Here is a 12,691-nt window from a genome sequence, read left to right as displayed (position 1 = left end):
GGTTATACGGGGCAGTGTGTGACGCCGGCGGCAGACGTATTGCGGTGCACGCAAAAATCGCATCGCGCGCGGCACTCGTCAACGGTTCGCGGCCAACGTTGGCCGTTCGGCCAGGAGGTTCGCGGGCGTTGTGTGGCGGCGCACGAACATGGCCGTTCGGCCGATGCGATTCGCGCGGCTTCCTGAGATAATCTGATGTCCGAAATCACCGCAAGAAGCCGTCACCAGCATGGTCCGTCATCCCGCTCGTCCGTCCGAAAAAGCCAGCGCTGAGCAGCGCGCGGCGTGGTTGCGCGCCGAAATCGAGCGCGCAAATCACGCCTATTACGTGCTCGACCAGCCTGAGCTGCCCGATGCGGAATACGACAAGCTGTTCGGAGAGCTTCAGCAGCTCGAAACCGCGCACCCCGAGCTGATCACGCCTGATTCGCCCACGCAGCGCGTGGGCGGCGAGGTGGCGGGCGGCTTCGAGCCCGTGGTTCACGACGTGCCCATGCTCTCGCTCAACAACGGTTTCGCTGACGAAGACATCGTTGCGTTCGACAAGCGCGTCGCCGACACGCTCGACAAAGCCGGCGTCGAATACGCGTGCGAACTCAAGTTCGACGGCCTTGCGATCTCGCTGCGCTACGTCGACGGCCAGTACGTCCAGGCGTCCACGCGCGGCGACGGCACGACCGGGGAAAATGTCACGGAGAACGTGCGCACGATCCGTTCGCTGCCGCTGCGCCTGAAGGGCAAGCGCGTGCCGAAGGTGCTCGACGTGCGCGGTGAAGTGCTGATGTTCCGCCGCGATTTCGAGCGCATGAACCAGCGCCAGCGCGACGCGGGTCAGAAAGAGTTTGCGAATCCGCGCAACGCCGCCGCGGGCAGCTTGCGCCAGCTCGATCCGAAGATCACGGCACAGCGTCCGCTGTCGTTCTTCGCGTACGGCATCGGCGTGCTCGAAGGCGAGCCGATGCCCGCCACGCACAGCGAATTGCTCGACTGGTACAGCGAGCTTGGCTTGCCGGTCAACAGCGAGCGCGCCGTGGTGACGGGCGCGCAAGGGCTGCTCGATTTTTTCCGCGCCGTGGGCGAGAAGCGCGACGCACTGCCGTACGACATCGACGGCGTGGTCTACAAGGTGAATCGCCGCGACGAGCAGGACGCGCTCGGCTTCGTGTCGCGCGCGCCGCGCTTCGCGCTCGCTCACAAGTTTCCCGCGCAGGAAGCGCTCACGAAGCTTGTGGCGATCGACGTGCAGGTCGGCCGCACGGGTGCGATCACGCCGGTGGCGCGGCTGGAGCCGGTGTTCGTCGGCGGCGCGACGGTGACCAATGCCACGCTGCACAACGAGGACGAAGTGCGCCGCAAGGACATTCGTATCGGCGACACGGTCATCGTGCGGCGTGCCGGCGACGTGATTCCCGAAGTGGTGAGCGCGTTGCTCGACCGGCGCCCGGCCGACGCGCGCGAGTTCGTGATGCCGACGCAATGCCCTGTCTGCGGCTCGCATATCGAGCGTTTGCCCGACGAAGCCATTGCACGCTGTACCGGCGGCCTGATCTGTCCCGCGCAGCGCAAGCAGGCGCTTTGGCACTTTGCGCAGCGCCGCGCGCTCGATATCGACGGTCTGGGCGAGAAGATCATCGATCAACTGGTCGAGCAGAATCTGGTGCGCACGCCCGCGGACCTGTTCAATCTGGGTTTCGGCACGCTGGCGCAACTCGACCGCATGGCCGACAAATCGGCGCAAAACCTGCTGGATTCGCTCGAAAAGGCTAAATCCACCACGCTCGCGCGTTTTATCTATGCGCTGGGCATTCGGCACGTGGGCGAGTCGACGGCGCGCGATCTCGCAAAGCATTTCGGCTCGCTCGACCCGATCATGGACGCGTCGATCGAACAGCTACTCGAAGTGAACGACGTGGGGCCGATCGTCGCGCTGGCGTTGCACGAATTCTTTGCGGAAGAACATAACCGCACTGTAATCGAGCAACTGCGCGCGCCGGGCAAGGTCACATGGGCGGAGGGTCCGCCTGCGCCCAAGGCGCCGGTCGGCGTGCTGGCCGGCAAGACGGTGGTGCTCACCGGCACGCTGCCCATGCTCTCGCGCGAACAGGCAAAGGAAATGCTGGAAGCGGCCGGCGCGAAGGTGGCCGGCTCGGTGTCGAAAAAGACGGACTACGTGGTGGCGGGCGCCGACGCGGGCAGCAAGCTCGCGAAAGCCGAGGAACTCGGCGTGACGGTGCTCGACGAAGAAGGAATGCGCAAGCTCCTGGAGGGGCAAACGACATGATTCGCGAAATTCTCAAAATGGGCGATCCGCGCCTGCTCAGCATCGCCCGGCCGGTCGATCATTTCGACACGCCCGAACTGCACGAACTGATTGCCGATATGTTCGACACCATGCACGCGGCGAACGGCGCGGGACTGGCCGCGCCGCAGATCGGCGTGGATTTGCAGGTGGTGATCTTCGGGTTCGACCAGAACGAGCGTTATCCGGAGGCGCCGGCCGTGCCGCAAACCGTGCTGATCAATCCGGTCATTCATCCGCTTTCGCACGACATGGAAGAGGGCTGGGAAGGTTGCCTTTCCGTGCCGGGCATGCGCGGCGCAGTGAGCCGCTTTTCGATGATCCGCTACAACGGCTTCGACCAGTACGGCACGCCGATCGAACGCGTGGCCGAAGGTTTTCATGCGCGCGTCGTGCAGCACGAATGCGATCATCTGATCGGCAAGCTTTATCCCATGCGTATCACGGACTTTTCGAAGTTCGGCTTTACCGAAGTGCTGTTCCCGGATCTCGATCCGAATAGCGACGATTGATTCGCGCAGCGGCAAGGAAGCAGCGGCAAAAAAACGGGAGCCAGAAGCTCCCGTTTTTTGTTTGGCAATGGCGCGACGGTGTCAGAACGCTTCGTCAGCGGCCAGATAGCGCCACTGCCCCTGCGGCAGCGCGCCCAACTGCACGCGGCCCATGCGCACGCGTTTGAGGCCCACCACCTTCAGACCGACCAGTTCGCACATGCGACGGATCTGGCGCTTCTTGCCTTCGCGCAGCACGAAGCGCAATTGCTCACCGTTCTGCCAGTCCACTTGCGCGGGCTTGAGCGGCACGTCGTCGAGCGAGAGGCCGTGGCGCAGCTTTTCGAGCGATTCTTGCGGGAAGTGCCGGTCGACTTCGGTTTCGATGTCGTCGTAGGTGACGCGTACGAGATATTCCTTGTCGACATCGGAGCTTTCGCCGATCAACTGTTTCGCGACGCGACCGTCTTGCGTCAGCACGAGCAAGCCGGTCGAGTCGATGTCGAGGCGGCCGGCGGGCGCGAGCGTGCGCAGATGTTGCGCCGAGAAGCGGATGCCCGAGCGGTCGCCGTCCCAGTGGTTTTCGGCGGTGACGAGCATCGCGGCCGGCTCGTAGCCGTCCTCGGCCTGGCCCGAGACATAGCCCACGGGCTTGTGGATCAGGATCGTCACCTGACGGGCCTGGGCGCGCAGGGCGGCCGGATCGATCTCGATGCGCTGTTCGGGCGTGACCTTGGCGCCGAGCGTGTCGACGATTTCGCCGTCCACGTAGACCCAGCCTTTCTCGATCCATTCGTCGGCTTCGCGGCGCGAGCAAAGGCCGAGTTCGGACATGCGCTTGGAAAGACGCAGCGTGTTCTCGCCGTCGATCTCCTCGCGCGCGGCGCGGCGGGGAGCGGCGGCTTCGGTTTGCGCTTCGGCGGGACCGCGCGAGGGGGGGGCCGAAGATTGGATCGGGCGCGCGATGCGGCTTTCGGCGTTTTCGTCGCGGGCGCGGAACGGGCGGCGGTTATCGCCTTCTTCGCGGCGTGGGAAGCGACGTTCGCTGCCTTCGTCGCGACGCTGGAAGCTGCGTTCGCCGCCTTCGTCGCGTGAACGGAACGGGCGACGGTCGTCACCTTCGCGACGCTGGAAGCTGCGTTCGCCGCCTTCGTCGCGTGAATGGAAGGGGCGGCGTTCGCCACCTTCGTCCCGACGCGGGAAGTTGCGCTCGCCGCCTTCGTCCCGACGCGGGAAACTGCGCTCGCCGCCGTCGTCACGTGAACGGAACGGGCGGCGGTCGTCACCTTCGCGACGCTGGAAGCTGCGTTCGCCGCCTTCGTCACGCGAACGGAATGGGCGACGCTCGCCGCCTTCGTCCCGGCGCTGGAAGCTACGTTCGCCGCCTTCGTCGCGCGAACGGAACGGGCGACGTTCGTCACCTTCGCGACGTTGAAAACCGCGCTCGCCGTTTTCGTCACGCGAACGGAACGGGCGACGTTCGCCACCTTCGTCCCGGCGCTGAAAACCGCGTTCACCACCTTCCTCACGCGCCCGGAACGGGCGACGTTCGTCACCTTCCCGACGCTGAAAACTGCGTTCGCCGCCTTCGTCACGCGCCCGGAACGGGCGACGATCATCGCCTTCGCGACGCTGAAAACCGCGTTCACCACCGTCCTCACGCGCCCGGAACGGGCGACGATCATCGCCTTCGCGACGTTGAAAACCGCGCTCGCCGCCTTCCTCACGCGCCCGGAACGGGCGACGATCATCGCCTTCGCGACGCTGAAAACCGCGCTCGCCGCCTTCGCCACGCGAGCGGAACGGGCGGCGATCATCGGCTTCGCGACGCGGAAAGCCACGCTCCCCGCCTTCTTCGCGCGAACGAAACGGCCGCCGCTCATCGCCCTCGGGCCGTCGCGCCGGGCGTTCGCCCGTACGGGCGGGCTTGCCGGCCGCCGTCTTCGTGGCGGAAGCCGGGCGCCCCTCGGCCGGGCGCACCTCGGCCGGCCGCACCGGCTTACGCGCCGTCGTGCTGCCGCGGCGGACGGGTGCGCGTTCCGGGGCGGTCGGGCGCGGATGTTTGGCTGTCAGTTTGGTTCGCATGGATCTGGGTATTTCAAGGTGTTCACACTGCTATCGCGCGCAGCAATTCGGTTTCGACGTCGATCTGCCGGCGGTTGTCGGAAAGCCCCGCACCGTCGAGCAGAAAGACGTCTTCGACACGTTCGCCGAGCGTATTGATCCGCGCCGCATGGACGCCGACCTGACGCTCGGCAAGCACGCGCGCGATGGAATAAAGAAGGCCCGGCCGGTCGTTCGCCGACACGGAAAGGATGTAGTACTGGCCGCGCTCGTCGGCGCGCAGGTCCACGCGCGGCGTCACCGGGAACGTGCGCGAGAGCCGCGAAAGCCGTCCCTTCGACGGTTCCGGCAGCGCGTTGCCCGTTGCGCTCAGGCGCGCGGCAAGTTCCTGCTCAACGAGATTGGCGATGTCGCGGTAATGCACGTCGCCTTCGGTATCGGCGACGATAAAGTTGTCGAGCGCGTAGCCGTGACGCGTCGTGCTCACGCGCGCGTCGAGCACGGAAAGGCCGCTGCGGTCGAAATAGGCGCACATCGTCGCGAACAGATCGGGGCGATCCTTCGCGTAGACGAGTACCTGAAGCGCCTCGCCGATCGGCGAGGGACGCGCGCGCACCACGGGTGTCGGCGTTTCGACGTGACGATAAAGCACGCGCGTTTGCCACGCGATATCGGCGGCGTCGTGGCGCAGGAAGTAGCCCACGTCGAGCTTGTCCCAAAGCGCGCGATGCGCGTTTTCCGGCACCGTTTCGAGGCGCAGCAGCGCGAGCGCGAGTTCCTGACGCGTCTTGAGCTCCGAATGCGCGTCCGGCTTCGCGCCGCCGAGCACGGCGAGCGTCGAGCGATACAAGTCCTCGAGCAGCTTGCCTTTCCAGTTGTTCCAGACCTTCGGGCTGGTGCCGCGAATATCGGCCACGGTCAGCAGATACAGCGCGGAAAGCCGCCGCTCCGTGCCCACGAGATCGGCGAAACGCTTCACCACTTCGGGATCGGTGATGTCCTGCTTCTGCGCGAACTGGCTCATCGTCAAATGCTGTTGCACGAGCCAGACGATCAGCTCGGCGTCCTCGCCCTCGATGGTGTGCTCGCGGCAAAAACGCCGCGCGTCGGCCATGCCGAGTTCCGAGTGATCGCCGCCGCGGCCTTTGGCGATGTCGTGGAACAGCGCCGCCACGTAGAGCACCCACGGGCGCTCGAAATTGGCGATCAACTGGCTACAGAACGGATATTCGTGCGCATGCTCGGCCACGGCGAAGCGGCGGATATTGCGCAGCACCATCAGGATATGCTGATCGACCGTGTAGACGTGATAGAGGTCGTGCTGCATCTGCCCGACGATGCGGCGGAAGTTGAGCAGATAGCGCCCCAGCACGCTGGTCTGGTTCATGAGCCGCAGCGCGTGCGTGATGCCGGCCGGCTGCATGAGGATTTCCATGAACAGACGGCGATTTTCCGGGTCGCGGCGCCAGTCGCGGTCCATTGTCTCGCGCGCGTTGTAGAGCGCGCGCATGGTTCGCGCGGAAAGTCCCTTCACGCCGGGCACCTGCTCGTAGAGCAGAAACGCTTCGAGGATCGCGTGCGGCTCGCGCTCGAACACGTCGTCGCTGACGATTTCGAGCATGCCCTGCTTTTCGACGAAGTGATCCGAGAGCGTGCGCGTGATGCCGCTCGTGCTCGGGAAAAGTTGCGCCTCGATGTTCTGGATCAGGATGCTCGAAAGCTGCGTGACGGCTTTCGCGGCCCAGTAATAACGGCGCATGAGTTGTTCGCTCGCGCGCCGCGTGCCGCTCGCCTTGAAGCCGAAGCTCTCGGCCACGGCCGTTTGCAGGTCGAACACGAGAATGTCCTGGCGGCGTCCGGCGATCACGTGCAAACGCGCGCGCAGCGCCTTGAGAAACGTCTCGTTGCGGCGCAGCTCGCGCGCTTCGCGTTCGGTGATGAGGCCGCGCTGATCGAGTTCCTTCCAGCTATTGCCGAACGCCGCCGCTTCGGTGATCCACACGATCAGTTGCAGGTCGCGCAGGCCGCCGGGACTTTCCTTGACGTTCGGTTCGAGCGAATAGGGCGTGTCCTGGAAGCGCGCGTGACGCTGGCGCATTTCGAGCACTTTCGCCTGGAAGAATGCGCGCGGGTCCATCGCGTCGCGGTAGCGCTGGGCGAAATCGCCGAACAGCGTCGTGCTTCCGGTGATACGGCGCGCCTCCAGCAGCGACGTGCGCACGGTCACGTCGTTGGCCGCTTCTTCGAGGCATTGCGAAACGCTGCGCACGCTGCTGCCGATTTCGAGCCCGAGATCCCACGCGAGGCCGATAAAGCGCTCGATGCGTTCCTCCAGCGGCGCGAGCGCCTCGTCGTCGGGCAGCAGCACGAGAATGTCGACGTCGGAATACGGCGCGAGTTCGCCGCGCCCGAAACCGCCCACTGCCACGAGCGCGAGCGAAGCCGGCAGCTCGCACAGACGCCAGGCGCGGCACAGCGTGTCGTCGGTGGCGCGGGCGAGGGCGCGCATCAGCGCATCGACGTTGGTCGCGGTCTTGAAACGCTCGAGCAACTGGGCCTTGGCGGCCTTGTAGTCGGTCTTCAGCGACGACGTATCGGGGACGGCGACAGCAGGAACGCTCATGAGCTCAGGTGATGGTTGATGCGTTGAGGAAGACGGCTGTTCGCTACCGGACAGGCCCGTGAGGGGACGCGCTCGTGCGGGTCATTCGCCGCGGTCGCTTCGCCGGGAATCGCAAGGCGCCGCGTTCGCGCGAAATTCGCCGCGGCGTTCGCCTTGGTGCCAAGCGTGATGCCAGGCGCGGTGCCCGTTCGGTGCCCTGCGGTTGCGCGCCGGAGCAGCCCGGCGGGAATCGTTCTGCAAGATTCGTCCTGCAATATTTTGCCGCGCTGCGCCGGTCGGGGCTCCGGGCCGTGCGCTTACGCCGCCGTGCCCGCCATCTGCGCGACGATCGCGGGCTTGGCCGGCGTGCCTGCGGAAACCGTGAGCACGTCGTAGCCGGTCTCGGTCACGAGCACCGTGTGCTCCCACTGCGCCGAAAGGCTGCGGTCCTTCGTCTTGACGGTCCACTGGTCGGGCATCGTGCGAATGTCGCGGCGGCCGGCGTTGATCATCGGCTCGACGGTGAAGATCATGCCGGGCACGAGTTCGATGCCGGTGCCGGGGCGGCCGTAATGCAGCACCTGCGGATCTTCGTGGAACACCGTGCCGATGCCGTGGCCGCAATATTCGCGCACGACGCTGTAGCCCTGGCTTTCGGCGTAACGCTGGATGGCGTGGCCGATGTCGCCGAGATGCGCGCCCGGGCGAATCTGGTCGATGCCGAGCCACATGCATTCGTAAGTGGTCTGCACGAGGCGCTTCGCGAGAATCGAGCCTTCGCCGACGATGAACATGCGGCTCGTGTCGCCGAAGTAGCCTTCTTTAATGACGGTGATATCCATGTTGAGGATGTCGCCGTTCTTGAGCGCCTTGTCGCCGGGAATACCGTGACAGATCACGTCGTTGACCGAGGTGCAGATCGCTTTGGGATAGGGCGGATAGCCGGGCGGCTGGTAGTTCAGCGGCGCGGGCACGGTGCCCTGAACGTGGGTCATGTACTCGTGGCAGAGACGATCGAGTTCGCCCGTCGTGACGCCCGCCGTAACGAACGGCGTGATGTAATCGAGCACTTCGCTCGCGAGTCGGCAGGCGACGCGCATTTGCGCGATGTCGAATTCGTTCTTGATCGAGACAGTCATAATCGGTTTAACCCCTTGATATTAAAGGGTTTGTCGTTTGGGTTCGCCGGACGAAAAGGCGTTCGTCGAGGCGCCGCCATTCGCGAAGCGGGAAGCGGTGGAGCGGTCGGGGCCGAGACCTGACCCGGCTGGGGTAGCGTTCGGGCCCAAATGAAAATGGGTCACTGCGTGCTCTGTGACCCATCTATCCGCCGTCGAAGCCGTTATTGTACGCCGATGTACGCCGATCGCGGCGTCTTGACCCTGCCTGCGGCGTGCGCGTGGCGTCGCGACCGCGCTTTCGGGATTGCACTGTGGGATCGCGGTTGCGAGACCGGTTCCGGCGCTATGGGCAGCGGCGGCCGGCGCGCGACGCCAATGCGCTTGCCCCGCGCCGTGCGGGTAACAGCCGTCTTGAGAGACCCCACTTATGCATGCTATACTCTTGGGCTAAGTCACTCGCCTTAGCTTTCGAATTTGCTTTCGGCAATCCGGGGCAAACGGAGCGTAAGGAAGAGGTGGCTTGACTCGCGAGCCGGCGCACCCAGGGTGTCGGGCGCGTCGATCCCGCTGGAAAGCAGCGGGGTGGCGCACCGATACGGCAGCCGGCTTCAGACCCAACCCTAGCGGAGAATTTCTCATGGCAGTTACCATGCGCCAAATGCTGGAAGCCGGTGTCCACTTCGGTCACCAAACGCGCTTCTGGAACCCGAAGATGGCCCCCTTCATCTTCGGTCATCGCAACAAGATTCACATCATCAACCTCGAAAAGACGCTGCCGATGTACAACGACGCACTGAAGTACGTGCGTCAACTGGCGGCGAATCGCGGCACGATCCTGTTCGTCGGCACGAAGCGCCAGTCGCGTGACACGATCGCCCAGGAAGCGCAGCGCGCCGGCATGCCGTTCGTGAACGCGCGCTGGCTCGGCGGCATGCTGACCAACTTCAAGACGCTGAAGGTTTCGATCAAGCGCCTGAAGGACATGGAAACGGCCGTGGAAGCGGGCGAGCTCGAAAAGATGAGCAAGAAGGAAGCGCTCCTGTTCGAACGCGAAATCGCCAAGCTGCAAAAGTCGATCGGCGGCGTGAAGGACATGGGCGGCATTCCGGACGCGATCTTCGTGGTCGACGTCGGCTATCACAAGATTGCCGTCACGGAAGCGAACAAGCTGGGCATCCCCGTCATCGCCGTGGTCGACACGAACCACTCGCCGGAAGGCATCGACTACGTGATCCCGGGTAACGACGACGCGAGCAAGGCCGTCGCCCTCTACACGCAAGGCGTGGCGGACGCGATCCTCGAAGGCCGCGCGAACGCGGTCAACGAAGTGGTGGCAGCCGCTCGCGGCACCGACGGCGACGACGAGTTCGTCGAGGTCAACTCGGAGGCGTAAGCTGCCCCGTGTCCGGCAAGAAAAGGGGCTTATCATGGGCCCCTTTTTTTTAAGCCGTGGCTTTCGTGGCCGCGTCATATCGGCGGCACGGTGATCGTGTAGAAGCGCTCAAGGCAATTCCAGGCACGATCGCGGAAACGAATTCCTGCCGCCCGCGTCGAAACGCGGGCGGCGTGTACCAGACAGACTCAAGGAGCGAATGATGGCGGCAATTACCGCAAGCATGGTGGCAGAACTGCGCGCGAAGACCGACGCGCCGATGATGGAATGCAAGAAGGCGCTGACGGAAGCCGACGGCGACCTCGCGCGCGCCGAAGAACTGCTGCGCGTCAAGCTCGGCAACAAGGCGAGCAAGGCCGCCTCGCGCGTCACGGCTGAAGGCGTGATCGCCTCGTACGTGTCGGGCAACGCCGGAGCCGTGGTCGAGCTGAACTGCGAAACCGACTTCGTCGCGAAGAACGACGACTTCCTCGCGTTCGCGAACACGGTGGCGCAACTGGTCGCCGCGCAAAACCCGGCCGACGTCGCCGCTCTGTCGGCGCTGCCGCTGGAAGGCTCGACGGTCGACGCAGTGCGCCTCGCGCTGGTCGGCAAGATCGGCGAAAACGTCTCGATCCGCCGTTTCGCGCGTTTCGAAACGTCGAACAAGCTGGCTTCGTACCTGCATGGCACGCGTATCGGCGTGCTGGTGGAGTACACGGGCGCGCAAGAGCAGGTCGGCAAGGACGTCGCGATGCACATCGCGGCCATGAAGCCCGTTTCGCTGTCGTCGGACGACGTGCCGGCCGAGCTGATCGCCAAGGAGCGCAGCATCGCCGAGCAGAAGGCCGCCGAGTCGGGCAAGCCGGCTGAAATCGTCGCGAAGATGGTCGAAGGTTCGGTCCAGAAATACCTGAAGGAAGTCTCGCTGCTGAACCAGCCGTTCGTGAAGAACGACAAGCAGACGATCGAGCAGATGCTCAAGGCCGCGAGCAGCTCGGTGCAGAAGTTCGCACTGTTCGTCGTCGGCGAGGGCATCGAGAAGCGTCAGGACGACTTCGCCGCCGAAGTGGCCGCGCAAGTCGCTGCTGCAAAGCAGCAATAAGTCCGCGCGTTCTGCTCCCGCGGCGCTGTTGCGGGAGCAGGCTGTACCGCAGTCGTAGCATCGTAGTTTCTACCGTAGCAAGCCGGGACGGAGCTTTTCCGTCGCGGTGGGCAGCGTAGCGGCGCCGCGCAGGGCAATCCCCGTCCTGCGCGGCGCTGGAAATCTTCGCTATTTCTGGCGGCGCTTGCCCGAAGCCGTATTTCACCCCTACAGTTTCAAGTTATTGCCCTTTGCGCGCGATCCTGGATACCTCCATGCCCACACCCGCCTATAAACGCGTCCTGCTCAAACTTTCCGGCGAAGCCCTGATGGGCGACGATGCCTTCGGCATCAATCGCGCCACGATCGAACGTATGGTGGCGGACGTGGCCGAAGTGGTGCGGCTCGGCACGCAGCTCGCGGTCGTGATCGGCGGCGGCAACATCTTCCGCGGCGTCGCGGGCGGCGCGGCCGGCATGGACCGCGCCACGGCCGACTACATGGGCATGCTCGCCACGATGATGAACGCGCTCGCGCTCCAGGACGCCATGCGCCACGCGGGCATCGAGGCGCGCGTGCAGTCGGCGCTGCGCATGGATCAGGTCGTCGAGCCGTACATCCGTCCCCGCGCGATCCGCCAGCTCGAAGAGGGCAAGGTCGTGATCTTCGCAGCGGGCACGGGCAACCCGTTCTTCACCACCGATACGGCCGCCGCGCTGCGCGGCTCGGAAGTGGGCGCCGAAGTCGTGCTCAAGGCGACCAAGGTCGACGGCGTGTACTCGGCCGACCCGAAAAAGGACCCCACGGCCACGCGTTATTCGACGATCAGCTTCGATGAGGCAATCGGTCGCAACCTGCAGGTGATGGACGCCACGGCCTTCGCGCTGTGCCGCGACCAGAAGCTGCCGATCCGCGTGTTTTCGATCGTCAAGCCGGGCGCGCTCAAGCGTATTGTTCTGGGCGAAGACGAAGGTACGCTCGTCCACGTGTAAACTCTCGTCTCACGAGAAAGATCGAACATGGGCCGCGCCGCCCACTTTGCGCGCCGGCGGGCTCATTCCGTTATGAAGGTTCGGAGGTATCAAAATGGCTGTGGCTGACATCAAGAAGGGCGTCGAGCAGAAAATGCAGCGCTCGATCGAAGCGTTCAAGAGCGATCTCGCGAAGATCCGCACGGGCCGCGCCCATACGGGCCTGCTCGATCACATCCAGGTCGACTACTACGGCTCGCCCGTGCCTATCTCGCAGGTGGCCAACCTCACGCTCGTCGACGCGCGCACGATCGGCGTGCAGCCGTGGGAAAAGAAGATGGTCCAGGTCATCGAAAAGGCGATCCGCGAGTCGGATCTCGGCCTGAACCCGGCCACGCACGGCGATCTGATCCGCGTGCCGATGCCCGCGCTGACCGAGGAACGCCGCAAGGAATTGACGAAGGTCGTCAAGAACGAAGGCGAAACGGCGAAGGTGGCCGTGCGCAATCTGCGCCGCGACGCCAACGAGCAGCTCAAGAAGCTCGTGAAGGACAAGGAAATTTCGGAAGACGACGAGCGCCGTGGCGGCGACGACGTCCAGAAACTGACGGACCGCTTCGTGGCTGAGATCGACAAGCTCGTGCAGACGAAGGAAGCCGAGATCATGACGGTCTAAGCCGTCAGGTT

At 64.7% G+C, this 12,691-nt stretch carries 9 protein-coding genes; 6 read left to right on the top strand and 3 right to left on the bottom strand.

What is annotated here, in order from left to right; genetic code table 11:
- The first annotated feature begins 229 nt into the window (after window positions 1–229).
- Window positions 230–2,281, top strand: a complete 2,052-nt coding sequence (ligA, locus tag U5805_RS14210; RefSeq protein ID WP_322104113.1) for an NAD-dependent DNA ligase LigA — start codon at window positions 230–232, stop codon at window positions 2,279–2,281.
- Complete coding sequence (gene def, locus U5805_RS14205) at window positions 2,278–2,811, top strand: peptide deformylase (RefSeq protein ID WP_322104112.1); 534 nt, start codon at window positions 2,278–2,280, stop codon at window positions 2,809–2,811. The genes ligA and def overlap by 4 nt, the downstream gene beginning before the upstream one ends.
- Before the next feature lie 81 nt (window positions 2,812–2,892).
- On the opposite strand, the gene U5805_RS14200 is transcribed toward def, so the two are convergent.
- The 3 genes from U5805_RS14200 to map form a co-directional block, all read right to left on the bottom strand.
- Entirely contained in the window at window positions 2,893–4,875 is a 1,983-nt protein-coding gene (locus tag U5805_RS14200) for a pseudouridine synthase (RefSeq protein ID WP_322104111.1), read from the bottom strand.
- Window positions 4,876–4,897: 22 nt separating this feature from the next.
- On the bottom strand, window positions 4,898–7,477 hold the full coding sequence (locus tag U5805_RS14195; protein ID WP_322104110.1) for a [protein-PII] uridylyltransferase: 2,580 nt from the start codon (window positions 7,475–7,477) through the stop codon (window positions 4,898–4,900).
- 296 nt (window positions 7,478–7,773) lie between these two features.
- On the bottom strand, window positions 7,774–8,595 hold the full coding sequence (gene map / locus U5805_RS14190) for a type I methionyl aminopeptidase (protein WP_322104109.1): 822 nt from the start codon (window positions 8,593–8,595) through the stop codon (window positions 7,774–7,776).
- 619 nt (window positions 8,596–9,214) lie between these two features.
- On the opposite strand from map, the gene rpsB reads away from it, so the two are divergent.
- From rpsB to frr, 4 genes are all read left to right on the top strand, one after another.
- On the top strand, window positions 9,215–9,970 hold the full coding sequence (gene rpsB, locus U5805_RS14185) for a 30S ribosomal protein S2 (RefSeq protein WP_322104108.1): 756 nt from the start codon (window positions 9,215–9,217) through the stop codon (window positions 9,968–9,970).
- Between the two features lie 202 nt (window positions 9,971–10,172).
- Entirely contained in the window at window positions 10,173–11,054 is an 882-nt protein-coding gene (gene tsf, locus U5805_RS14180) for a translation elongation factor Ts (RefSeq protein WP_322104107.1), read from the top strand.
- Window positions 11,055–11,308: 254 nt separating this feature from the next.
- Window positions 11,309–12,025, top strand: a complete 717-nt coding sequence (gene pyrH, locus U5805_RS14175; RefSeq protein WP_028204061.1) for a UMP kinase — start codon at window positions 11,309–11,311, stop codon at window positions 12,023–12,025.
- Window positions 12,026–12,119: 94 nt separating this feature from the next.
- On the top strand, window positions 12,120–12,680 hold the full coding sequence (frr, locus tag U5805_RS14170) for a ribosome recycling factor (protein WP_322104106.1): 561 nt from the start codon (window positions 12,120–12,122) through the stop codon (window positions 12,678–12,680).
- Window positions 12,681–12,691: the final 11 nt, after the last annotated feature.

It is taken from the genome of Paraburkholderia sp. J41, from assembly GCF_905220235.1.
GTDB lineage: Bacteria > Pseudomonadota > Gammaproteobacteria > Burkholderiales > Burkholderiaceae > Paraburkholderia.
This window is presented reverse-complemented; position numbering and strand designations above follow the sequence as displayed.

What these genes read in the sequence shown, in the direction of transcription:
- ligA (WP_322104113.1), top strand. Translation starts at nt 230, where the DNA reads ATGGTCCGTCATCCCGCTCGTCCGTCCGAAAAAGCCAGCGCTGAGCAG.
- def (WP_322104112.1), top strand. Translation starts at nt 2,278, where the DNA reads ATGATTCGCGAAATTCTCAAAATGGGCGATCCGCGCCTGCTCAGCATC.
- U5805_RS14200 (WP_322104111.1), bottom strand. Translation starts at nt 4,875, where the DNA reads ATGCGAACCAAACTGACAGCCAAACATCCGCGCCCGACCGCCCCGGAA.
- U5805_RS14195 (WP_322104110.1), bottom strand. Translation starts at nt 7,477, where the DNA reads ATGAGCGTTCCTGCTGTCGCCGTCCCCGATACGTCGTCGCTGAAGACC.
- map (WP_322104109.1), bottom strand. Translation starts at nt 8,595, where the DNA reads ATGACTGTCTCGATCAAGAACGAATTCGACATCGCGCAAATGCGCGTC.
- rpsB (WP_322104108.1), top strand. Translation starts at nt 9,215, where the DNA reads ATGGCAGTTACCATGCGCCAAATGCTGGAAGCCGGTGTCCACTTCGGT.
- tsf (WP_322104107.1), top strand. Translation starts at nt 10,173, where the DNA reads ATGGCGGCAATTACCGCAAGCATGGTGGCAGAACTGCGCGCGAAGACC.
- pyrH (WP_028204061.1), top strand. Translation starts at nt 11,309, where the DNA reads ATGCCCACACCCGCCTATAAACGCGTCCTGCTCAAACTTTCCGGCGAA.
- frr (WP_322104106.1), top strand. Translation starts at nt 12,120, where the DNA reads ATGGCTGTGGCTGACATCAAGAAGGGCGTCGAGCAGAAAATGCAGCGC.